Source organism: Actinomadura opuntiae (assembly GCF_030283205.1).
Taxonomy (GTDB): Bacteria; Actinomycetota; Actinomycetes; order Streptosporangiales; family Streptosporangiaceae; genus Spirillospora.
The window spans coordinates 15,212-36,329 of sequence record NZ_JASNWF010000010.1 but is presented as its reverse complement, the minus strand read 5'-3'; the positions used below and the strand labels follow the sequence as shown (position 1 = coordinate 36,329).

Annotated in this window: 18 protein-coding genes and 3 tRNA genes; 10 read left to right on the top strand and 11 right to left on the bottom strand. The window is 73.9% G+C overall.

Going from position 1 to position 21,118, the window contains the following annotated elements:
* Positions 1–4 precede the first annotated feature (4 nt).
* Positions 5–448, bottom strand: a complete 444-nt coding sequence (locus QP089_RS22345) for a phosphatase domain-containing protein (protein ID WP_285913696.1) — start codon at positions 446–448, stop codon at positions 5–7.
* 98 nt (positions 449–546) lie between these two features.
* On the opposite strand from QP089_RS22345, the gene QP089_RS22340 reads away from it, so the two are divergent.
* Positions 547–1,056 (top strand): mycothiol transferase, encoded by a 510-nt coding sequence (locus QP089_RS22340; protein WP_285913695.1) that lies wholly within the window; start codon positions 547–549, stop codon positions 1,054–1,056.
* Positions 1,057–1,118: 62 nt separating this feature from the next.
* On the opposite strand, the gene QP089_RS22335 is transcribed toward QP089_RS22340, so the two are convergent.
* The 4 genes from QP089_RS22335 to QP089_RS22320 all read right to left on the bottom strand — a co-directional run bounded on the left by QP089_RS22335 (position 1,119) and on the right by QP089_RS22320 (position 5,754).
* Positions 1,119–2,342 (bottom strand): L,D-transpeptidase, encoded by a 1,224-nt coding sequence (locus QP089_RS22335; protein WP_285913694.1) that lies wholly within the window; start codon positions 2,340–2,342, stop codon positions 1,119–1,121.
* Positions 2,343–2,505: 163 nt separating this feature from the next.
* The gene (locus QP089_RS22330; RefSeq protein WP_285913693.1) at positions 2,506–3,678 is read right to left on the bottom strand and encodes a L,D-transpeptidase; all 1,173 of its coding nucleotides are present in this window, start codon (positions 3,676–3,678) and stop codon (positions 2,506–2,508) included.
* A 181-nt stretch (positions 3,679–3,859) separates the two neighbouring features.
* Complete coding sequence (locus tag QP089_RS22325; protein WP_285913691.1) at positions 3,860–4,576, bottom strand: VC0807 family protein; 717 nt, start codon at positions 4,574–4,576, stop codon at positions 3,860–3,862.
* Between the two features lie 251 nt (positions 4,577–4,827).
* Positions 4,828–5,754: a LysR family transcriptional regulator gene (locus tag QP089_RS22320; RefSeq protein WP_285913690.1), complete on the bottom strand. Its 927-nt coding sequence runs from the start codon at positions 5,752–5,754 to the stop codon at positions 4,828–4,830.
* Between the two features lie 141 nt (positions 5,755–5,895).
* Here QP089_RS22320 and QP089_RS22315 point away from each other — a divergent pair, with 141 nt between their 5' ends.
* Positions 5,896–7,320: a pyridoxal phosphate-dependent aminotransferase gene (locus QP089_RS22315; RefSeq protein WP_285913689.1), complete on the top strand. Its 1,425-nt coding sequence runs from the start codon at positions 5,896–5,898 to the stop codon at positions 7,318–7,320.
* A gap of 95 nt (positions 7,321–7,415) precedes the next feature.
* On the opposite strand, the gene QP089_RS22310 is transcribed toward QP089_RS22315, so the two are convergent.
* From QP089_RS22310 to QP089_RS22300, 3 genes are all read right to left on the bottom strand, one after another.
* A tRNA-Ser gene (locus tag QP089_RS22310) sits at positions 7,416–7,503 on the bottom strand.
* 41 nt (positions 7,504–7,544) lie between these two features.
* Positions 7,545–7,615, bottom strand: a tRNA-Ala gene (locus tag QP089_RS22305).
* Between the two features lie 15 nt (positions 7,616–7,630).
* A tRNA-Trp gene (locus QP089_RS22300) sits at positions 7,631–7,702 on the bottom strand.
* Positions 7,703–8,030: 328 nt separating this feature from the next.
* Between QP089_RS22300 and QP089_RS22295 the strand changes: the two genes are divergently transcribed.
* Positions 8,031–8,603 carry a hypothetical protein gene (locus tag QP089_RS22295; protein WP_285913688.1) on the top strand — a complete coding sequence of 191 codons (573 nt, stop codon included), beginning with the start codon at positions 8,031–8,033 and terminating at the stop codon, positions 8,601–8,603.
* A gap of 18 nt (positions 8,604–8,621) precedes the next feature.
* Here QP089_RS22295 and QP089_RS22290 read toward each other — a convergent pair whose 3' ends face one another.
* Positions 8,622–10,199: a Na+/H+ antiporter gene (locus tag QP089_RS22290; RefSeq protein ID WP_285913687.1), complete on the bottom strand. Its 1,578-nt coding sequence runs from the start codon at positions 10,197–10,199 to the stop codon at positions 8,622–8,624.
* 264 nt (positions 10,200–10,463) lie between these two features.
* Here QP089_RS22290 and QP089_RS22285 point away from each other — a divergent pair, with 264 nt between their 5' ends.
* Positions 10,464–11,021 (top strand): CGNR zinc finger domain-containing protein, encoded by a 558-nt coding sequence (locus QP089_RS22285; protein WP_285913686.1) that lies wholly within the window; start codon positions 10,464–10,466, stop codon positions 11,019–11,021.
* Between the two features lie 176 nt (positions 11,022–11,197).
* Here the strand turns inward: QP089_RS22285 and folP are convergent, their stop codons facing one another.
* Positions 11,198–12,040 carry a dihydropteroate synthase gene (gene folP, locus QP089_RS22280; RefSeq protein ID WP_285913685.1) on the bottom strand — a complete coding sequence of 281 codons (843 nt, stop codon included), beginning with the start codon at positions 12,038–12,040 and terminating at the stop codon, positions 11,198–11,200.
* Positions 12,041–12,282: 242 nt separating this feature from the next.
* On the opposite strand from folP, the gene QP089_RS22275 reads away from it, so the two are divergent.
* From QP089_RS22275 to QP089_RS22255, 5 genes are all read left to right on the top strand, one after another.
* Positions 12,283–13,317, top strand: coding sequence for a GDP-mannose 4,6-dehydratase (locus QP089_RS22275; protein WP_285914044.1), 1,035 nt, complete (start codon positions 12,283–12,285; stop codon positions 13,315–13,317).
* Between the two features lie 65 nt (positions 13,318–13,382).
* Positions 13,383–13,613 (top strand): ubiquitin carboxyl-terminal hydrolase 14, encoded by a 231-nt coding sequence (locus QP089_RS22270; protein WP_285913684.1) that lies wholly within the window; start codon positions 13,383–13,385, stop codon positions 13,611–13,613.
* 46 nt (positions 13,614–13,659) lie between these two features.
* Positions 13,660–15,246 carry an MFS transporter gene (locus QP089_RS22265; RefSeq protein ID WP_285913683.1) on the top strand — a complete coding sequence of 529 codons (1,587 nt, stop codon included), beginning with the start codon at positions 13,660–13,662 and terminating at the stop codon, positions 15,244–15,246.
* A 71-nt stretch (positions 15,247–15,317) separates the two neighbouring features.
* Positions 15,318–16,205, top strand: a complete 888-nt coding sequence (locus QP089_RS22260; RefSeq protein ID WP_285913682.1) for a LysR family transcriptional regulator — start codon at positions 15,318–15,320, stop codon at positions 16,203–16,205.
* Positions 16,206–16,281: 76 nt separating this feature from the next.
* Complete coding sequence (locus tag QP089_RS22255; RefSeq protein WP_285913681.1) at positions 16,282–17,874, top strand: Na+/H+ antiporter; 1,593 nt, start codon at positions 16,282–16,284, stop codon at positions 17,872–17,874.
* 42 nt (positions 17,875–17,916) lie between these two features.
* Here QP089_RS22255 and QP089_RS22250 read toward each other — a convergent pair whose 3' ends face one another.
* Positions 17,917–18,828 carry an Lrp/AsnC family transcriptional regulator gene (locus QP089_RS22250; protein WP_285913680.1) on the bottom strand — a complete coding sequence of 304 codons (912 nt, stop codon included), beginning with the start codon at positions 18,826–18,828 and terminating at the stop codon, positions 17,917–17,919.
* A gap of 719 nt (positions 18,829–19,547) precedes the next feature.
* On the opposite strand from QP089_RS22250, the gene QP089_RS22245 reads away from it, so the two are divergent.
* Complete coding sequence (locus QP089_RS22245) at positions 19,548–20,984, top strand: GuaB1 family IMP dehydrogenase-related protein (RefSeq protein ID WP_285913679.1); 1,437 nt, start codon at positions 19,548–19,550, stop codon at positions 20,982–20,984.
* The last annotated feature ends 134 nt before the right edge of the window (positions 20,985–21,118 follow it).

Here is a 21,118-nt window from a genome sequence, read left to right as displayed (position 1 = left end):
GCGGCTACTCGCGGGGAAAGCGCAGCACCCAGCGCCGCTGCCAGGGCGTTTCGACCGCCTTGCGGTGGTAGTTCTCCCGCGTCCAGGCGACGGCGCGCTCCGCCGGAACCCGGGACAGCACCGCCAGGCAGGCGATCACCGTGCCGGTGCGTCCGACGCCGCCGCCGCAGGCGACCTCGACCCGCTCGCCCGCACCGGCCCGCGCGTGCAGGCCGCGGATGAGCGCGACGGCGCCGTCCCTGTCGCGGGGCAGCAGGAAGTCCGGCCAGTCGATCCAGTCGTGCGGCCAGGCCAGCGCGGCGTCATGGCGGCCGCGGAGCCGATCCGAGCCGAGGTACAGGCCGTAGTCGGGCGCGGCGCCGCCCGGCGCGGGCCGCCGCAGCCCCCGGCCCCTGACGAGTGGGCCGCCCGGCAGTTCGGTCGCGCCTTCGAGGCGTGTGCTCACCATCGCCCCATCCTGACGCGCCCCCGCCGCCCCGGCCCGGTTCTCCGCTTTGAGCGGACGCGTTCCGCTTCGAGCGGACACGCGCGGGTAGCGTCGGGGAAATGACCAGTGCGCAATTGCTCACCGACGCCTTCGACCGGATCCAGGAGGTGGTCCACGAGGCCGCCGACGGGCTCGGGCCGGACCGGCTCGCCTTCCGTCCCGACGCCCGGGCCAACTCGATCGCCTGGCTCGTCTGGCACCTGACCCGCGTCCAGGACGACCACATCGCCGACGCCGCCGGCAGCGCCCAGGTCTGGACGTCCGACGGCTGGGCCGACCGGTTCGCGCTGCCGCTCGCCCCGTCCGAGACCGGCTACGGCCACGACCCGGACCAGGTCGCGGCCGTCCGGGTCGAGTCGGCGGACCTGCTCACCGGCTACCACGACGCCGTCCACGACCGGACCGTCGAGTACGTCGCCGCGCTGACCGACAAGGACCTCGAGCGGATCGTCGACGCGAACTGGGACCCGCCCGTCACGCTCGCGGTCCGCCTCATCAGCGTGATCTCCGACGACCTCCAGCACGCCGGCCAGGCCGCCTACCTCCGCGGCCTCACCGACCGCACCTGAAACGCGCGGGCGGCGCCCCCCGGAACGGGGAGCGCCGCCATGGCGCCGCGCGGGCGCGGGGTTCAGCCGGTGGTGACGGTGCGGTCGAGGGCGCTGCCCTTGACCCACTTCTTCCACGACATCTGGTAGAAGCTCCAGCCGTTCATCGGCTCGAGCTTCCGGTCGCTGCCAGTGATGATCACCGGGTCGCCGCGGTAGGAGAACTTGTAGAACCACCGGGCGGCCGACGGCGGGGAGTTCACGCAGCCGTGGCTGACGTTCTGGTGGCCCTGCGCCCACACCGTCGAGGCCATCGAGTGGATGTACTCGCCGCTGTTGGAGATCCGCACCGCGAACGGGATGACCTCCTTGTAGCCGCCGTTCGCCTTGTCCTCCGGCTTGACGCCCATCCACTCCGACGTCATGATCGCCGGATTCTCCTTGCCCATGGTCAGGTGGATGCCGCTGGTGGTGGAGTAGGTGTCCACCCCGTTGACGACGCGGCCGCCGCGGCCGGCGCTGATCGGCCAGCTCTTCACCTTCTTGCCGTTCTTCTTGACGGTCAGGTGATGGGTCTTGGTGCTGGCGGTGATGATGTGCGAGTCGCCGATGCTGAACTTGCGGCTGAAGTCGCTCATCCCGTAGGTCTTCTTGCCCGCCTTCACGCCGGAGAGCTTGGCGGTGAAGCTGACCTTCTGGTTGGGCTGCCAGTAGTGCCCGTTCTGCGTCCGGAAGATCACCTGGGTGTCGCCGGACCAGTGCCAGGCGCCGGTGGCGGGCTTGGTCGACTTGATCTCCAGGGCCTGCTCGACGGCCTTCTTGTCGCCGACCGCGCGGTTGAAGGTGACGATGATCGGCATGCCGACCCCGACCGTCTCCCCCTTGGTGGGGCTGACGTCGGTGACCTCCAGCTCGTTGGCCGCCTTGAGCGTCTTGAAGGTGGAGTTGACGGTGGTCGACTTGCCCTTGGGGCTGGTCGCGACCGCGGCCACCTGGTACTGCGAGCCGGGGCGCAGCGTGCGCGACTTCCACGACCTCTTGTCGGCCGACATCGCGCCGTCCACCGGCTTGCCCTTGCGGGTCACGGTGACCTGCTGCAGCGTGCCGCCCGCCGCCGTGACGGTGACGCCGTCCTCCGGGGCCGCCTTGCCGTTGCCGTTGCCCGGATTGATCGTCACCTGCGGGACGGCGGCGTCGCCCTTCTCACCGACCGGGACGCCGTGCTCCTTCTCGCCGCCCGAGCAGGCGGTCGTGAGGAGCAGCACGGCCCCCGCCATCCCCGCACCGGCCCGGACACCCGCGGACACCCTCCGCTGCACCTAAACCTCCAGAACCCCGCCGTCTCTCTCAGAGACATTAGCGACAAAAACCCGCGATCATGCCACGACCCGGGGTTTTGGCCGCGCTCCGAGATCAAAGCGTTGCAACCGGGCAACGGTGCGTGCCCGTCCCCGGTGGTGCGCCCCGCGGTCAGTCAACGGCGCCGCCCTCCTTCCACTTGGCGAACGGCAGCTGCCAGAAGCTCCAGCCGTTGTCCCACTCGACCTCGCGGGCGGTGCCGGTGAGCTTGAGCACGTCGCCGCGCTGGGCGATGCCGTAGAACCACTCGGCGTTGGCCGGGCTCACGTTCAGGCAGCCGTGGCTGACGTTCTCCGACCCCTGCGAGCCGACCGACCAGGGCGCCGAGTGGACGTACTCGCCGCTGTTGGAGAAGCGCACCGCGTAGTCGACGACCTGCTGGTAGTAGCCCGGGTCGCCGGGCCGCCGGCCCGGGGAGGTCATCGTCACCGGGTTGCCCTTGTCCATCAGCAGGTGGACGCCGCTGGTGGTGGTGAACTCGCGGGTCTGGCCGTTGCCCGCGCTGAACGGGACGGTCCGCAGCCTGCGGCCGTCGCGCGTCACCGTCATGCGGTGCCCGCCGATGTCGCCGGTGGTGATCTGCGCGGCGCCGATGCTGATCGTCGCCGCGGCGTCCGCGGCCCCGTAGACGCCGCCCCCGGCGTTCACGCCGGCCAGGTCGGCCCGGAACCGGACGGTCTGGTGCGGCTGCCAGTACGTCTTCGTGCGGTAGACGGCCTCCTGGGGCCCGATCCAGCGCCAGGCGCCCTCGACCGGCTTGTCCGGGGTCACGTGCAGGACCTTCTCCACCGCGGCCTTGTCGGCGACCGGGCGGTCGAACTGCAGGATGATCGGCATGCCGACGCCGACCTTCTCCCCCGGGAGGTTCGGCGTGACGTCGGTGATCGACAGCGTCCGCGCCGGGGTCAGCGTGGTGAACGCGCTGGTCACCGTGCGCAGCTTGCCGCCGCTCTTGGCCTGCGCGGTGACGGTGTAGGACGCCCCGGGCGTCATCGTCCGGGTCGAGCGCCACGTCTTGCCGCCGCCGGTGAGCCGTCCGGTGACGGCCGACCCCTTGCTCCCCTGGACGGTGACCTTCGCCAGCTTCCCGCCGGACGCCTTGACCTCGATCACCGCGTCCGGCTTGACCGCCCGCGCCCCGGTCGCCGGTGTGATCGTCACGGTGGTGTCGGACTCGCCCGCCGACAGCACGCCCGTGCCGCCGATGCCGCATCCCGCCGCGAGCACCGCCACGGCGCCCGCGATCCCGGTCGCCGCCAGTGCCGGCCGCCCGTTGATAGCCACGAAACTCCCCCAAGTCCCAAGACTCACCCGTCTTCGGTGAATGCCTGCGAAAAGGGAGATGGGCTCGAAGCCGGAAAAGTTCGCGCGGATGCCGGGGATTCGCAGCTCAGGACGGTCCGCAACAGGCCGGACCCCGGCTCGGCCGAGGGCCGGACCGGGGTCGGGAGGGGGCAGGAAGGGGTCAGGCGGCGGGGGCGGGCTCGCGGTTCACGTGCCGCAGGAGCCGCTTGAACCCCATCACCGAGACGGCGACGCCCAGGGCGCCGAGGCCGGCGACCATGCTGGTGCGCAGCCACAGGTAGGTGCCGATCGACTCGTTGAACAGCATCCACAGGCTGAGCCCGACGTTGACGAACAGCACCATCGACCACAGCAGCGAGATGCGCAGGAAGAACTGGTGCACCTTGTCGTGGCGGAAGAACGCCTCGGGGATCGGCACCATGTCGCGGGCGAGCTTCATCGCCAGCGGCCGGCCGAGCGGCACGGAGGCGAGGAAGGCCATGCTCACCATCAGCGTGCCGAGGGTCGGCTGCAGGAAGTAGACGACGGCGCTGTGCGTGGCCGCCGCCAGGACCGCCCGCACGGTCACGCCGACCGCGGCGAGCAGCAACATGCCGGAGACCGGGTGCCCGCGCAGGTAGCGGAAGACGATGCCGCCGTACACCCACGCGACCGCCGCGGCCAGCGCCCCGTTCAGCCCGAGCAGCGCCAGCGCGGCGTAGAAGACCGCGACGGGCGCGATCACGCCCTCGACGAAGCGCGGGAGCGCGTGCAACAGCAGCGCCCGGATCCGCGGCAGTTCGAAGTGGTGCCCGCCGCCCTCGGCGACCACGGCCACCGCCGTCGCGCCGGAGGGCCCGGCCGCCGTCGCGGCCGGCGTCGTCGCTGGTCGTTCCATCGAGTGCTGCGCTCCCCGATCGGTGTGCATGGACTGATGCATGGCCTGGGATGCCCTCACGATTCGCACCACCGTACGTGATGATCCGCGCGCATCTTCCCGTTTTGACGAACCTGGGGGCGTCCGTGTTCAGACCGTTCGCCGGATTGCTCTCTCCTCCTGCGACTTCCCAGCACAGAGCGATCTATTGAGGTGTTTTGTCTCTTAGTTCGGATTTCTCCCGCTCTTGGGACGGCCGCGACCGGAAGCGGTCAGGCGTCCGGCGGCGCGGGCTGGACGTCGCGGGCGGCGGCGTAGATCGCGCGCAGCGTCACCGCCACCGACGGCCGCCGCACGCTGGCCCGCCGCGTCACCGCGTACACCTCCCTGGCCAGCGTGCATTCCGGGATCCGCCGCGCCGCCACGCCCCGGTCGCCGGCGGCCAGCGCCAGCGCGGGCACCGCGGTGATGCCGATGCCCCGCGCCACCAGGCTGAGGATGGTGTGCAAGCCCTCGAACTCCCACGGGACGGGACGGGCGCCGCCGACGGTGTCCAGCAGCCGTTCGACGGCCTGCCGGGACGGCTCGCCGGGCGGCGCCGCCATCCACGGCTCCTCGCGCAGCTGCTGCAGGTCCACCGGGCGGCCCGGATCCGACATCGGGTGCGCGGCCGGGACGACCAGCACCAGCGGGTCGCGGCGCAGATGGAAGAACTCCAGCACCGCCGGGGACTGGTCGGGGACCTTGCCCGTCCAGTCGTCGATCAGCGCGATGTCGACCTCGCCGTTCTGCACCTGGCGGACGCCGTCGCCCGGACGCGTCTGGCGGAGCACGAAGGTCAGCCCGGGATGCTCGCCGAGGCTGCGCGCCAGCGCGGGCGCGAACGCGACGGCGGCCGTCGGGAACGCCGTGACCACCACGCGCCCGATCGGCGCGTCGGCCTGCGCGGACAGCTCCGCCTCCGCCGTCTCGACCAGGCTGAGGATCTCCTCGGCGCGCGCGGCGAGGCGCCGCCCGGCGTCGGTCAGCTCCGCGCTGCGGGCCGTGCGGTCCAGCAGCGGGACGCGCGCCTGCCGCTCCAGCGCGGCCAGCTGCTGGGAGACCGCCGACGGGGTGTACCCGAGGGCGGCGGCGGTCGCGGCGATGCTGCCGCGGCGGGCGAACTCGGCGAGCAGCCGCAGGCGGCGCAGCTCCAGCATCACTCCAGCTTACGGTCACCATCGCTGAGACTCGCTTGTGATGATGCTGAATGCGGGAAAGCATTGAACCAGCCCGGCCGGGTCGCACAGGGGGATCGTTCCGACACCCACCGTTATTTCACCATGCCCTTTGGAGCGTTGATGGCTGCCCACGACCTGCCCGCGCACGATCGCCCGGCCGGCGGCGGCTCGGCCGGCCCCTCCGAGCCCGCCGCGTCCTCCAGACCCTCCGGCCCGTCCGCGCCCTGCGGCCCGGCCCGGCCGGTGTCCTTCGCGCCCCGCCCCGTCCCGCTGTCGCCGACGCTCGCGGTGAACGAGGCGCTCGCCCGCAAGCGCCGGGAGGGGGTGCGGGTCCTGCCGCTCGGCTTCGGCGAGGCCGGCATCCCGATCCACCCCGCGCTGACGCGGGAGCTCGCCGCCGCCGCGGGGCGCGGCGGGTACGGCCCCGTCGCCGGGTCGGCGGCCCTGCGCGCCGCGGCGGCCGGCTACTGGGCGCGGCGCGGGCTGCCGACCGACCCGTCCACGGTGCTGTGCGGCCCGGGCAGCAAGCCGCTGCTGTTCGCGCTGCTGATGGCGCTCGGCGGGGACGTGGTGGTGCCCGCGCCGAGCTGGGTGAGCTACGCCGCGCAGGCGCCGCTCGCCGGGGTGCGGCCGGTCCGGGTGGCCACCCCGCCGGGCGAGGGCGGGGTGCCGAGCCCGGCGCTGCTCGCCGACGCGGTCGTCCGCGCGCGGGCCGCCGGGCGGACCGTCCGCGCGGTGATCGTCACGCTGCCGGACAACCCGACCGGCACGCTCGCCTCCGAGGAGACCGTCCGCCGGCTGTGCGCGGCCGCCCGCGACCTCGACCTGGTGATCATTTCGGACGAGATCTACCGCGACCTCGTGCACGACCCCGCGCGCGCGGTGCCGTCCCCCGCCCGGTACGCGCCGGAGCGGACCGTGGTGACGACGGCGCTGAGCAAGAGCCTCGCGGCCGGCGGCTGGCGGCTGGGGGTCGCGCGGCTGCCCGACGGCCCGTTCGGCGCGGCGCTGCGCGCCGGCGTGCTCGGGACCGCCAGCGAGATCTGGTCCAGCGCGCCCGCCCCGATGCAGCACGCCGCCGCGTACGCGTTCGCGGAGCCGCCGGAGCTGGTCGAGCACATCGATCGCAGCCGCCGGCTGCACGCGGCGATCGCCAGGGCGGTCGCGGACCGCTTCGCCGCCGCGGGCGCCCGCGTGCCCCGTCCCCAGGGCGCCTTCTACGTCTACCCCGACCTGGACCCGCTGCGGGAGGAGCTGCGCGGCGGCCACGGCGTGCGGACGTCCGCGGAGCTGTCCGGGCTGCTCCTGGAGCGCTACGGGGTGGGCGTGCTGCCCGGCAGCTCGTTCGGCGAGCCGCCCGGGGAGCTGCGCCTGCGGGTCGCGCCCAGCCTGCTGTACGGGGAGACCGACGAGCAGCGCCTCACCGCGCTCGCCTCCCCCGACCCGGCGTCGCTGCCCTGGATCGCCGGCGGCCTGGACCGCCTTTCCGAGGTGCTCGGCGATCTGAGGGAGACCGCGCGGGCGGGGCGGGCCGCGCTCGCCTGACGGGGGCCGCCTCCGCGCGGAGGCGGAACCGCTCCGGTAACGCCGCGGGCGGGGTGGCCGGGCCCGGCCACCCCGCCCGCGGCGTTACCGATGAATGGCGGAGGGTAAGGGAGTCGAACCCCTTCGAGTTTCACCTCGACGTCAGTTTTCGAAACTGCTGCCTTACCGTTCGGCCAACCCTCCTCGCGCGGGCGGGGGAGCGCCCGGCGGCGGCCGGAACCGCGTGGACCGGCAGGGAGTCGAACCCTGATCGCTTCCTTGCAAGGGAAGCATGCTGCCGTTGCACCACAGGCCCATCGAGCGTGCTCAGCAGGGGCGGTAGGAGTCGAACCCACTTTCCGCCGGTTTTGGAGACCGGCCGCCCAACCGGTGGCTCGCCCCTTCGTGCCGTCCGTTCGACGTGTTTCGATGATGCGCCTTTCCACGGGACCGCGGCAAAGCATTTATCGGGCGTCGGACGCCCCGCCGGAGCGCGTCTCCGCCGGGCGCGGTATGCGACGGTCCGGGCACGGAGAGAAACGATCAATATGCGCCGGTACGGCACGTATAAGCGTGGTGTAAGGTCCAACGACGCACGGGGCGAACACCGCGAACCCGCCGTTGGCAGTGGCAGGCAGGTCGAGGGACTTCCTGGCGGGCGGACCCGTGGTCGACCCAGGACAAGCGTGATGTCACGTACGTGATGAAAGAAGAAGGCGAGGGGGCCCGCCATGAGGCACGCACGGGACGGGGCTGCCGCGGCGATGGGCGCCGCCTCGAGGATTCTCGTCGCCCGGGGCAAGAACGAGCCCCAGGAGATGGAGAACCCCGACGTCGCCTGGGGGCAGCGCGCGCGTGACGGCGTGTGGGTGCCCACCAAGGACGGGCAGCGCATCCATCTCGGGATCGACGTGGCGGCGGCCGACACCGTCGCGCAGGTGCTGCGGCCCAGCCTGCGGGTGTTCGTCGGCGTGGACGTCGACACCGACATCGTCGCGCAGACGACCGACAACGGCGTGCGGCTGCTCACGGTCGTGCACGGCCCGGACGCCCCCTCGGAGTTCCGCTTCCCGGTGTCCCTCGCCGACGGGCTCGCCCTGGAGGCGATGCCGTCCGGCGGCTACGACGTCGTCCACCTGCGGTACGGCGCGACCGTCGGGCGGCTCTACAACCCGTGGGCCAGCGACTCGATGTTCCGCCAGGTGAAGGCGGACTACTCGCTGGAGGGGTCGGTCGTCACCATGCGGCTGCAGCACGCGGACGCCTACTACCCGGTCGTGGCCGACCCCCACTACGCCCGCTGACCCCCTCCCCCGGCCGGTTCACGACCGGGTCCGGCGGATGACGATCGGGTCCTCGAAGTCGAGTTCGCGGCTGATCTGGCGCAGGGTTCCGGCGCCGATCCGGCCCTTGCGGTAGAGGCCGGTCAGCTTCGCGCGCTGCGCCTTGACCAGCTCGCCGCGCACCCTGCGGCTGTTGGGCGGCGGGGCGCCGCTCTCGGCCTCCTCCTCGTCCAGGAAGTAGCGGACGCGCTCCAGCCGCAGCTCGAGCATCTGCCGGAACGCCTCGGCGGTCTGGTCGTCGACCTCCTCGTCCTCGGCCAGCTCGTCCAGCCGGGCCAGGGCGGCCTGCAGACCGGCCTTGCGCGCCGTCATCACCTCCAGGCGGTGCTTGTCGGACTCGATCAGCCCGAGCCTCCGCAGCAGCGGCGGCAGCAGGGGCGCCTGCCCGATCAGCGTGATCAGCACCACCAGGGCGGTGAGCAGCACCAGCACGCCGCGGTCGGGGCCGACCGCGGCGGGCAGCGACAGCGCGATCGCCAGCGAGATCGCCCCGCGCATCCCGCCCAGGCCGATCACCAGCCGCTGCCGCCAGCCGAGGCCCTCCTGGCTGCGCCGGCCGCCCGGCACCAGCCCGGCGAGCGGGCCGTTGCCGAGCTCCCAGAGCAGCCGGACGCCGATCACCACGGCCGACACCGCGAGCGTGGTCAGCAGCACCGAGTGCCAGGAGTGCCCGCCGGGCTCGCGGATGATCTCGCGGATCTCCAGGCCGAGCAGCACGAACAGCGCCGACTCCAGCAGGAACGTCAGGATCCGCCAGAACGTGGTGCCGGCCAGCCGGGACGCGGGCTGCAGCACGCCCTCGCCGTGCGTGCCGATGGAGAAGCCCGCCACGACGGTCGCCAGCACCCCGGACGCGCCGAGGTTCTCCGCGGGGATGAACGCCACGTACGGGGTGACCAGCGACACGATCACCTGGCTGATCGGGTCCTGGATGCGGCGCCGGATCCGGCGGATCACCACGCCGAGCACCAGCCCGTAGGCGATGCCGCCGAGCACGACCTGGACGAGCCGGCCGGCGCCGTGCGCGAACGCGAACCCGGTGCCGAGCGCCTCGGTCGCCAGGCCGAAGATCGTCAGCGCGACGCCGTCGTTGATCAGGCTCTCGCCCTCCAGGATGGTGACGAGCCGGGCGGGCGCGCCGAGCCGCTGCAGCACCGCGGTGGCGGCGACCGCGTCGGTGGGCGCGACCGCGGCCCCGAACGCCAGCGCGGCGGCCCAGCCGAGGCCGGGCAGCAGCGCGTGCACGGTGGCGGCGACGGCCGCGGTGGTGACGGCGGTCAGCCCGAACGCCAGCGTGACGATGGGCACCGCGTCGGCGCGGGCCTCGCGCGGGGCGGTGAAGAAGGCGGCGTGGTAGACCAGCGGCGGCAGGAACCCCATCAGCACCAGCTCGGGCGGGGCGACCACGGCGGGCAGCCCCGGCACGAACCCGGCCGCCATGCCGAGCAGCACGAGCACGATCGCGTCCGGCAGCCGCAGCCGCCCGGCCAGCGCCCGGGCCGCCAGCACCACGACGGCGACGACCAGGAACACGATGAACAGCCGGTCCCCCTCCACGCCGTGATCCTCTCCGGATCGCGGCGCGGTACGCGCCCCGGACCGATCGTGGAACGTTCCCGCAGGCAGCGGGGCCGGAACCGGCTACGGCGTGCCGGCAGGGTCGGCGCGGACGGGGCCGTCCGGCGTCGTAGGGTGGGGGCCGGGCCGCGTTCCGGCCCCGGCGGCGCTGCCGGGCGCACGACCGTCCCGCCCCCGGCGGGGCGGTCTGGGGGTCGCCCCCCAGGAGCAGTACGACCCCGGTCCCCCGAGACTGGAGCGATTGTGATCTTCACTCATGACACCGAGCACGCCCTCGCCGTCGTCGTCGACCTGATCAACACCGGCGGCGCCGCGTCCGGCGCCGAGGGGCTCGGCGGGCTGCCGCAGCTGCGCGCGTTCGTCGAGCGCAGCGCGTTCAGCGACGTCGGCGCGCTGACCGAGGCCGACCTGGCCCGGGTGCTGGCGCTGCGCGACCGGTTCCACGCGGTGTTCCGCACCGCCGACGTGCCCGCCGCGGTCCGGCTGATCAACGAGATCGTCGGCGAGGTCCGCGCCACCCCGCACCTGACCGACCACGACGGCTACGACTGGCACGTCCACTTCTTCGCGCCGGGCGCCCCGGTCGGCGAGCACCTGGCGGCCGACTGCGGGATGGCGCTGGCGTACGTCGTCGCCGCCGGCGAGCTGGACCGGCTGCGCACCTGCGAGGCGCCCGACTGCTCGCGCGTGCTGGTGGACCTGTCGCGCAACCGCTGCCGCCGCTACTGCGACAGCCGCACCTGCGGCAACCGCATGCACGTGGCCGCCTACCGCGCCCGCCAGCGCGAGGCGGCGCTGTAAATTTTGCAATCCCGGCCCAGAGGGCTCGCCTAGCGGCTCACCCTCTGACCGGTCTTGGGCGAGCGCGGCCTCGCTTCGCGAGCTTCCCGGTGGGGGCTCGCCTTCGGCTTCGCCCCCACCGGTCAGATAGCGCGCTCGCGTGGGGGCCGGGGCGCCTTCCGTCGTCCGGTCCGGCCTTACTCGGGGGCGACTTCGGCGACGGCGTCGAGGGCGCGGCGGGCGGCGGCGACGTCGTGGACGCGAAAGACCCGGGCGCCCAGCAGCGCCGAGACGCCCAGCACCGCCAGGGTGCCGACGCCGCGCCTGTCGACGGGCCGGCCGAGGGTCTCGCCGATGAAGTCCTTGTTGGACACCGCGACCAGTACCGGCCAGCCGGTCGCGGCCAGCTCGCCGAGCCGCCGGGTGATCTCCAGCGAGTGCCGGGTGTTCTTGCCGAAGTCGTGCGCGGGGTCGATCAGGATCGACTCGCGCGGCACGCCGAGCGCGAGCGCCCGTTCGGCCTCGGCGGTGACGTGGGCCACCACGTCCGCGACCACGTCGCCGTAGCCGATCCGGTGCGGCCGGGTGCGCGGGTCCAGGCCGCCCGCGTGCGCGCAGACCAGCCCGACGCCGTGCGCGGCGGCGACCTCGGCCAGCGCGGGGTCGGGGCCGCCCCAGGTGTCGTTCAGCAGGTCGGCGCCCGCTTCGGCGACGGCCGACCCGACCTCCGCCCGCCAGGTGTCGACGCTGATCGCCACACCGGGGTGCCGGTCCCGGACGGCGGCGACGAGGTCCACCACCCGGCGCAGCTCCTCGGCGACCCCGACGTCCTCGCCGGGGCCGGCCTTCACGCCGCCGATGTCGATGATGTCGGCGCCCTCGGCGACCGCGCGGTCCACCGCGTCCAGCGCGGCGCCGAAGCCGTAGGTCGCGCCCCTGTCGAAGAACGAGTCGGGCGTCCGGTTCACCACGGCCATGATCGCGTGGCGGCCGAGGTCGCGCCCGTTCAGCCGCAGCGGCGCGGCGTCGGGAGTGGTCATGATGTCCCACACCGTGGCACACGCGGGGCCCCGGGCGCCACGCGGCACGGCGCCGGCGGGCACCCCGGACGGCGCCGCGAGCGGCGGTGTTCGACCGGGCCGCTGAACCAGAAGCAAATTCGGTTCAAACGGCGCCCTCCCTCGTCAGCATCCCCGCGGGGTCGCTAACCTCATATTTCACGCTCGCCCGGGTTCGCCCCGCGGTGGGCCCCGCGCCGCACCGATCAGCCATGGAGGATCCGCTGTCCAGGCGAGCACTCATCACCGGCATCACCGGACAGGACGGCTCGTACCTGGCCGAGCATCTGCTTGAGCTGGGGTACGAGGTGTGGGGCCTGGTCCGGGGGCAGGCGAATCCGCACGTGTCGCGGCTGCGCAAGCACATCGGCGACGTCCAGATCACCACCGGGGACCTGCTCGACCAGGGCAGCCTCATCTCGGCGGTCGAGCGGGTCCAGCCCGACGAGGTCTACAACCTGGGCGCGATCTCCTATGTCCCCATGTCGTGGCAGCAGGCCGAGCTCACCGCCGAGGTGACCGGCATGGGCGTGCTGCGGATGCTGGAGGCGATCCGCGTGGTGTCGGGCATCAGCACGTCCCGCACGCCCGGGCGCGCGCAGATCCGCTTCTACCAGGCGTCGTCCTCGGAGATGTTCGGCATGGTGCGGGAGACGCCGCAGAACGAGAAGACGCCGTTCCACCCGCGCAGCCCGTACGGCGTCGCCAAGAGCTACGGGCACTACATCACGCAGAACTACCGCGAGTCGTACGGGATGTTCGCGGTCAGCGGGATCCTGTTCAACCACGAGTCGCCGCGGCGGGGCGCCGAGTTCGTGACCCGGAAGGTGTCGCTCGGCGCGGCCCGCATCAAGCTGGGCCTGGCCACGGAGCTGCGCCTCGGCAACCTGGACGCCCGCCGCGACTGGGGCTACGCCGGCGACTACGCCCGCGCGATGCGGATGATGCTGGCCCAGGACGCCCCCGAGGACTACGTGATCGGGACCGGCCAGACCCAGTCGGTGCGCGAGCTGGTCGAGTTCGCGTTCCGCACCGCCGGGCTGAACTGGGAGGACCACGTCGTCCTGGACGCGAAGTACACCCGGCCGGCGGAGGTCGACCTGCTGTGCGCCGACCCCAAGCGGGCCCGCGAGCAGCTCGGCTGGGAGCCCGAGGTGACCTTCGAGAGCCTGGTGACGATGATGGTCGAGTCCGACCTGCGGCTGCTGTCGGAGTCCGCGCGTCCCGAGGACGAGCCGTTCAGCCCCGACCACTGGTGATCCCTTGACCGCCGGCGTGGCACGATTCTCATATGGCCATTTGTGAGCATGTGCAGTCCGTCCCGGTGGAGGATCCGGCCCCGAACACGCCTCAGGGCTGCCAGGAGTGCCTGGAGCAGGGCACCCGGTGGGTGCACCTGCGGCTCTGCCTGAGCTGCGGGCACGTCGGCTGCTGCGACTCCTCCCCCATGCGGCACGCGACCGCGCACTTCCAGAAGGAGGGGCACCCGATCGTCCGGTCGTTCGAGCCGGGCGAGGACTGGCGCTGGTGCTTCGCCGACGAACTGATCGTCTGATGGCGGCGGGGAGGCCCGGGGCGTCGTCCCCCGCCGGGAGGCACTGATGCCGGACGTCCGGCTGGGCACGGGGCCGGGGCGCTGGATCCTGCTGGCGACCGTCCTCGGGTCGAGCGTGGCGATGCTCGACTCCACCGTCGTGAACGTCGCCCTGCCGAGGCTCGCCGAGAACCTGCACGCCGACATGGCGGGCCTGCAGTGGACGGTCAACGCCTACACGCTGACGCTCGCCGGGTTCATCCTGCTCGGCGGGTCGCTCGGCGACCGGTACGGCCGCCGCCGGGTCTTCCTCGTCGGCGTCGTCTGGTTCGCGGTGGCCTCGGTGCTGTGCGGGCTGGCGCTGAACGTCGAGATGCTGGTGCTGTCGCGGGCGCTGCAGGGGGTCGGCGGCGCGCTGCTGACGCCGGGCTCGCTGGCGATCATCCAGGCGTCGTTCGCCTCCGACGACCGGCCGCGCGCGGTCGGCGCCTGGTCCGGGCTCGGCGGCGTCGCCGGGGCGATCGGCCCGTTCGCGGGCGGCTGGCTGGTGGAGGCGGCGGGCTGGCGGTGGGTGTTCCTGCTGAACGTGCCGCTCGCCGCGGTGGTGGTGCTGGTCGCCGTCCGGCACGTCCCCGAGAGCGTCGACCCCGGCGCCCGCGGCCGCTTCGACGTGCCCGGCGCCGTGCTGGCCGCGCTCGCGCTGGCGGGGACGACCTACGCGCTCACCGAGGCGCCGGGCGGGCGCACGGCCCCCGCGGTCGTCGGGGCCGCCGCCGTGGTGGGCGTCGCCGCCGCGGTCGCGTTCGTCCTGGTGGAGCGGGCGCGCGGGCGGGGCCGGCGGCTGTTCGGCGGGCGGGCCCGGCGGGCCGGGCGGGAGGTGCCGCAGCCGATGCTGCCGCTGGAGGTGTTCGCCTCCCGGCAGTTCTCCGCCGTCAACGCCGTCACGTTCATCATGTACGGCGGGATGGGGGTGATGTTCTTCCTGTTCGTCCTGAACCTGCAGGTCGTCGGCGGGTTCTCGCCGATCGCGGCGGGCACCGCGCTGCTGCCGGTGACGGTGCTGATGCTGCTGCTGTCGGCGCGGGCGGGCGCGCTCGCGCAGAAGATCGGCCCGCGGCTGCCGATGACGGCCGGGCTGCTGGTCGCCGCGCTCGGGATGCTGCTGGTCGGCCGGATCGGCAAGGACTCCGCCTACGTCCGGGACGTGCTGCCGCCCGTGGTGGTGTTCGGGCTCGGGCTGGCGGCGGTCGTCGCGCCGCTGACCGCCACGGTGCTGGCGACCGCGGACGTCCGGCACGCGGGCGTGGCCAGCGGCGTCAACAACGCGGTCGCGCGGGCCGCCGGGCTGCTGGCGGTCGCGGCGATCCCGCCGCTGGCCGGGCTGACCGGCGACGCCTACAACGATCCCGCCCGCTTCTCGCACGGCTTCCACATCGCCATGACGTCCTGCGCGGCGCTGCTGGCCGCCGGCGCCGTGCTCACCTTCGTCACCGTGTCCGGCGACGCGCTGCGCGCCCCGACCGGGGAGCCGGTCGAGCCCGAGTGCCGCAGCCACTGCTCGGTCGGCGCCCCCCAGCTGCAGCCCGAGCCGGAGACCGTCCCCGCCGCCCGGCCGGCGCCGGACGGGACCAGGACGTCCCCGCCGCGCCCCTGACCGCGGGCCGTTCTCGGGCCGATTCCGGCTATGTCCAGGACCGGAGCGGTTCGTTGTCATACGGTCGTGCCATGAATCTGCGGCAGCTGCGCTATGTCGTGGCGACCGCCGACCACGGCACGATGACGTCGGCGGCCCAGGCTCTCTATGTCGCGCAGCCCGCGCTGTCGCGCGCCGTCCGCGAGCTGGAGCGCGAGCTCGGCGTGGAGCTGTTCGCCCGGTCGGGGCGCGGCGTGGTCCTCACCCCGGTCGGCGAGCAGGTGGTCCGGCAGGCGCGGGCCGCGCTGGACGCCGTCGACGCGATCGAGGGGATGTCGGCGGCCCGATCCGACGGCCGGGGCGCCGAGCTGCGGGTGGCGACCACCCCGTCGCTGGAGCCGGAGCTGACCGGCCGGCTGATCCCGCGGTTCGCCCGCGACCAGCCGGCGGTGCGGGTCCGGGTGGTGCGCTGCGGGGGCCGCGACGAGGTCGCCGCCGCGCTGCGGGCCGGGCGCGCCGACCTCGCGCTCACCGACCTGCCGGTGCCCGGCGACCTGACGGCCCACCCGTTCGAGCAGCGCGAGCTGGTGCTGATCTCGCCGCCGGCGCTGAAGGTCCGCGAACCGGTGCCGCCCGCCGCGCTGGACGGCATGCGGCTGGTCCTGCCGGCCCGGGGCGGCGCCCGGCGCGCGGAGATCGACACCGTGCTGCGGCGGGTCGGCGCGAAGCCGGTGCCGGTGGTGGAGACCGACGAGCGCGCCGCGTGGCTCGGCTGGGTGCGCGCCGGGATGGGCTCGCTGCTGTGGTACCGCAACCAGCTGGACGACACCGAGGGCGTGGCCGTCCGGTCGTTCCTGCCGCCGATCACCCGGCTGATCGGGCTGGTGCACGCGCACCGCCGGCTCCCCTCGTCGGCCCGCGACTTCCTGGCCTTCGCCAAGGACGCCGCCCGCGAGCCGCGCGGGCGCGAGCACCGCTGAGCCGGCACGGCCGGCCGACCGCCCGGCCGACCGCTCGGGTTCGGGGCCGCCGCCCCGGCCGTGCCATGATCTGCGCGTGGAGACGACGCACGCACTCTGGCTGCTGGCCGTGCCGGTCGTGGCGCTGGCGGTGGCCGCGGCGGCGCGCCGCGGCGGGGCGCCGGCGCCGCTGGTCCTGGTGATCGCCGGACTGCTGTTCTCGTTCGTGCCGGGCGTGCCGGAGTTCGAGCTGGATCCCGAGTTCGTCCTGTACGTGTTCCTGCCGCCGCTGCTGTTCTCGGCGGCGTGGCAGAGCTCCTACGCCGGGCTGCGGGAGAACGCCTGGTCGATCGGGCTGCTGTCGGTCGGGCTGGTGCTGTTCAGCACGTTCGCCGTCGGGTACGCGGCGCATCTGCTCGTCCCGGGGCTGCCGCTGCCGGCCGCGTTCGTGCTCGGCGCGATCGTGGCGCCGCCGGACGCCGTCGCGGCGGTCAGCGTGGCGCAGCGGCTCGGGCTGCCGCGCCGCATGGTCACGGTGCTGGTCGGGGAGAGCCTGTTCAACGACGCGACGGCGCTGACGGCGTTCCGCGTCGCGGTGATCGCGGCGACCGGCGCCGGGTTCACGCTGGCGGACGGGGCCTGGCGGTTCCTGTTCGCGGCCGGGGCGGGCGCGGTGGTGGGGCTGCTGCTCGGGCCGCCGCTGCACTGGCTGCGGACCCGGCTGAACGACCCGCTGGTGGAGAACGGGGTGGCGGTCCTGGCGCCGTTCGCGGCGTACCTGATCGCCGAGAGCGTGCACGCCTCCGGGGTGATCGCGGTGGTGGTCAGCGGGCTGTACCTCGGCCACCGGTTCACCGAGTCGGCGGCGGTCACCCGGCTGATCGGGCACTCGTTCTGGAAGGTCGTCGTCTTCGTCCTGGAGTCGGTGGTGTTCCTGCTGATCGGCTTGCAGCTGCCGCCGGTGGTGGACGGGCTGTCCGGGCACGGCTGGCCGGAGCTGGCCTGGTGGGCCCTGGCGATCTTCGCGGTGACGGTGGCGGCCCGGTTCGTCTGGGTGTTCCCCGCGTCCCGGCTGCCGCGGCTGGTGTCGCGCAGGCAGCGCGCCCGCGAGGACGTCGGGTGGCGCGGCGCGACCGTCGTCTCGTGGGCGGGCATGCGCGGGGTGGTGTCGCTCGCGGCGGCGTTCGCGATCCCGTTCGAGGCGTCCGGCGCCCCCTTCCCCGGCCGCGACCTGATCATCTTCTTCACCTTCACGACCGTCCTCGGGACGCTGCTGGTGCAGGGGCTGACGTTCCCGGCGCTGATCCGGCTGCTCGGCGTCGGCAGCGAGCGGGAGCGCTACACCGACACGGTCGCCGAGGCGGGCGCGCAGCACGCGGCGGCGAACGCGGCGCTGGCGCGGCTGGACGAGCTGACCGCCGCCGAGGAGCTGGACGAGGCGGTCGTGCAGCGGCTGCGGCAGCTGGCCGAGCACCGGCAGCTGCGGGCCTGGGAGCGGCTCGGCGGGGGGACGGGCCCGCAGGGCGAGGAGGTGCCGACCGCCACCTACCGGCGGCTGCGGCGGGAGATGCTGGCGGCGGAGCGGCGGGTGTTCGTGCAGATGCGCGACGACCGCCGGATCGACGACGAGGTGCTGAACCGGGTCCTGCACGAGCTGGACCTGGAGGAGGTCGCGCTCAGCCGCGACTGACGCCGCCGGGGCGCCGGGGAACGGCGCCCGCGGCGGCCTCCCTCACGCCCCGTTCAGGGGCCGGTCGGGGAGTTCGACGGCGTAGGACTCCTTCACCACGTCCAGGTGGTGCCAGGACTCGCGGACCGTCACGCCGGGCACGCACCGGATCGCGTCCAGGACGGCGACCAGCTCCGCGCGCGAGGCGGCCTCGGCCTGCCCGACGATGTCGTAGCGGCCGAAGCCCGTCGCCAGGTAGCGGACGCCGTCCTGCGCGGCGACCGCCTCGGCGACCTTGCGCAGCCCGCCGGTCACCACGATCCCGAACCCGCCGAGCTCGGCGGCGCCGAGGGCGAGGGGGTCGGCGAGCCCGGTGACCTGGATGACGCCCGTGCGCATCAGCCGCACCACGCGGGCCCGGGTGGCGGCCTGGGACAGCCCGATGATGTGGGCGAGCCGGGTGTAGGGGGCGCGCCCGTCGCGCTGCAGCTCCTGGAGCAGCCGCCAGTCGATGTCGTCGAGGGTGACCTCGCCGAGCTCCCGCACCACCGCGTGGGTGTCGCGGACGGTGGAGACCGAGCGGAAGACCTCCGCCGAGCGCACGCCGGGGACGGACCGCAGCTGGTCCACCTCGGCCGCGAGCGCGGCGTCGTCGCGGGTGCGCACCTGCGCGACCAGGTCGTGCGGGCCGGCGGTCAGCGCGGTGAAGCTGACCGCCGGGCGGCCGGCGATGGCGTCCGCGACCTCCCGGGCCGAGCCCTCCACGGTGATCGAGACGTGCCCGATCGCCTCCGCGCCGACGACGGCGGCGTGCACGATGCCGACGACGCGCACGACGCCGGTCTCGAGAAGGTTCTGCACCCGTGCCCGCACGGCCGTGCGGGAAAGCCCGACGCGGTCGGCGAGCGCCTGGAACGTCGCCCTGCCATCCCGCTGGAGCTCGCGGACGAGCACGGCGTCGACCGCATCCAGCACGGCTGTCCTCCTCGACATGTGGTGAATCGTTCTGCTGGCAACTGCAAGATCATTCCATTTCAGGACGGTATGACGTCAAATATTGATCTTGCTCGTGTTCGCCCCGCCCGATGACCGTGGAAGCGTCGGCGCCGGGTCGCGGGCGGCGCCGTTTCCGACGCCGCGCCGACCGGTCCGGGAGCGCAACGCGGCCGGGGCCGGCCCGCGCGCGGGCGCGTTCCGTGGCCGGGCGGCGGGCGCGCGGGGTGGCGATGGTCACTCCCGGGGGGACGGTGCGGGCGCGGCGGCCCGCGGCGCGGACGGGTGCGGCAGACCGGGCTCGAGTGCGTGACCTGCATTGCGCCTTCTCCCGGTGTTCTGATGTGCGCGCCCTACGGCGGGTCGGCCGTCCGCGTGACGCACATGTAAGAAAAGTGCATCGAGGGCGCAGTTACGTCAAGAGGTAACTTTACAGAGAGCCAAGCCCCACGTTGCACGCTTTTTCAGCCTCGTCCGGTAGGACACTTCCGTTGCGCCTGGAAGGGGGCGGACACAGCGCCGGAGATCACCCGGGCGATCCCCGGGGACACACCTTCATCACCCCCGGTCACGGGGCCGGACGGCCGCCGCGCGCGGGCCGGGGGGCGTCCGGCGAGCGCTTGGCCGGAGCACCCGCGGGTATGGATCACAATGTACGGTGGCCCAGCCACTCTGATCCGCGATTGGTGTGTAGTACAGCCGTGCACCTGCTGAACGGTGAGCGCTCCGCTCACGACCTCACCTACAACGACGTCTTCATGGTCCCGCGCCGCTCCGCGGTCGGGTCCCGCCTGGAGGTGGACCTGTCCACGGTCGACGGCAGCGGGACGACCGTGCCGCTGGTCGTGGCGAACATGACGGCGGTGTCCGGCCGCCGGATGGCCGAGACCGTCGCCCGGCGCGGCGGCGTCGCGGTGATCCCGCAGGACATCCCGGTCGAGGTCGTCTCGGAGGTCATCGGCTGGGTGAAGGGCCGCGACCTGGTGGTGGACACCGCCATCCGGCTGGACCCGGGCAGCACCGCGGGCGAGGCGCTGGCGCTGCTGCCCAAGCGCGCGCACAACGCGGTGATCGTGGTGGAGGACGACCGGCCGGTCGGCGTCGTCACCGAGGCCGACTGCCAGAGCGTCGACCGGTTCGCGCAGCTGCGCGACATCATGTCGCGCGACCTGGTGACGCTGCCGCACGGCGTCGACCCGCGCGAGGCGTTCAACCGGCTGCACGAGCGCGGGCACCGGCTCGCGCCCGTGGTGGACGCCGGGGGCCGGCTCACCGGCGTGCTCACCCGCACCGGCGCGCTGCGCGCCACGCTCTACAAGCCCGCCGTCGACGCGTCGGGGCGGCTGCGCGTCGCCGCGGCGGTCGGCGTGAACGGCGACGTGGCGGGCAAGGCGAAGGCGCTGCTGGAGGCGGGCGCCGACCTGCTCGTGGTCGACACCGCGCACGGCCACCAGGAGAAGATGATCAGCGCGCTGGCCGCGGTCCGCGGGCTGGACCCGTCGGTGCCGGTGGTGGCGGGCAACGTGGTGACCGCCGAGGGCACCCGCGACCTGATCGAGGCGGGCGCCGACATCGTCAAGGTCGGCGTGGGGCCGGGCGCGATGTGCACCACCCGGATGATGACCGGGGTCGGGCGGCCGCAGTTCTCCGCCGTGCTGGAGTGCGCCGCCGAGGCCCGCCGGCTCGGCCGGCACGTGTGGGCGGACGGCGGCGTCCGGCACCCGCGCGACGTCGCGCTCGCCCTCGCGGCCGGCGCGGCGAACGTGATGGTGGGCTCCTGGTTCGCCGGCACCTACGAGTCGCCGGGCGACCTGCAGCACGCCCCCGACGGCCGGATGTACAAGGAGAGCTTCGGCATGGCCTCGGCGCGGGCCGTCCGGCTGCGCACCGCCGAGGACTCGCCGTTCGACCGGGCCCGCAAGGCGCTGTTCGAGGAGGGCATCTCCACCTCGCGGATGTTCCTGGACCCGCGGCGGCCCGGCGTCGAGGACCTGATCGACTCGATCGTGGCGGGGCTGCGCAGCTCGTGCACCTACGCGGGCGCGCGCACGCTGGAGGAGTTCCACGAGCGCGCGACGGTCGGGATCCAGAGCTCGTCCGGCTACGCCGAGGGCATGCCGCTGTCCACCAGCTGGTGACCCGCCGCTGACCGGGACGGGGTGCCGGATTTACGGGACACGACCCCGGATCCGCCTCACGATCACGGCCATGACCTGCACGCTCTTGTCCCTGGGCGGCGGATGCGGGGTCCGCCGTCCCGGAGGGGGCGCAG

Excerpts from the sequence above, each read along its gene's own strand:
- QP089_RS22315 (WP_285913689.1), top strand. The coding sequence starts at position 5,896 with ATGGCTGCCCACGACCTGCCCGCGCACGATCGCCCGGCCGGCGGCGGC.
- folP (WP_285913685.1), bottom strand. The coding sequence starts at position 12,040 with ATGACCACTCCCGACGCCGCGCCGCTGCGGCTGAACGGGCGCGACCTC.
- QP089_RS22260 (WP_285913682.1), top strand. The coding sequence starts at position 15,318 with ATGAATCTGCGGCAGCTGCGCTATGTCGTGGCGACCGCCGACCACGGC.
- QP089_RS22345 (WP_285913696.1), bottom strand. The coding sequence starts at position 448 with ATGGTGAGCACACGCCTCGAAGGCGCGACCGAACTGCCGGGCGGCCCA.
- QP089_RS22325 (WP_285913691.1), bottom strand. The coding sequence starts at position 4,576 with ATGGAACGACCAGCGACGACGCCGGCCGCGACGGCGGCCGGGCCCTCC.
- QP089_RS22295 (WP_285913688.1), top strand. The coding sequence starts at position 8,031 with ATGAGGCACGCACGGGACGGGGCTGCCGCGGCGATGGGCGCCGCCTCG.
- QP089_RS22265 (WP_285913683.1), top strand. The coding sequence starts at position 13,660 with ATGCCGGACGTCCGGCTGGGCACGGGGCCGGGGCGCTGGATCCTGCTG.
- QP089_RS22340 (WP_285913695.1), top strand. The coding sequence starts at position 547 with ATGACCAGTGCGCAATTGCTCACCGACGCCTTCGACCGGATCCAGGAG.
- QP089_RS22320 (WP_285913690.1), bottom strand. The coding sequence starts at position 5,754 with ATGCTGGAGCTGCGCCGCCTGCGGCTGCTCGCCGAGTTCGCCCGCCGC.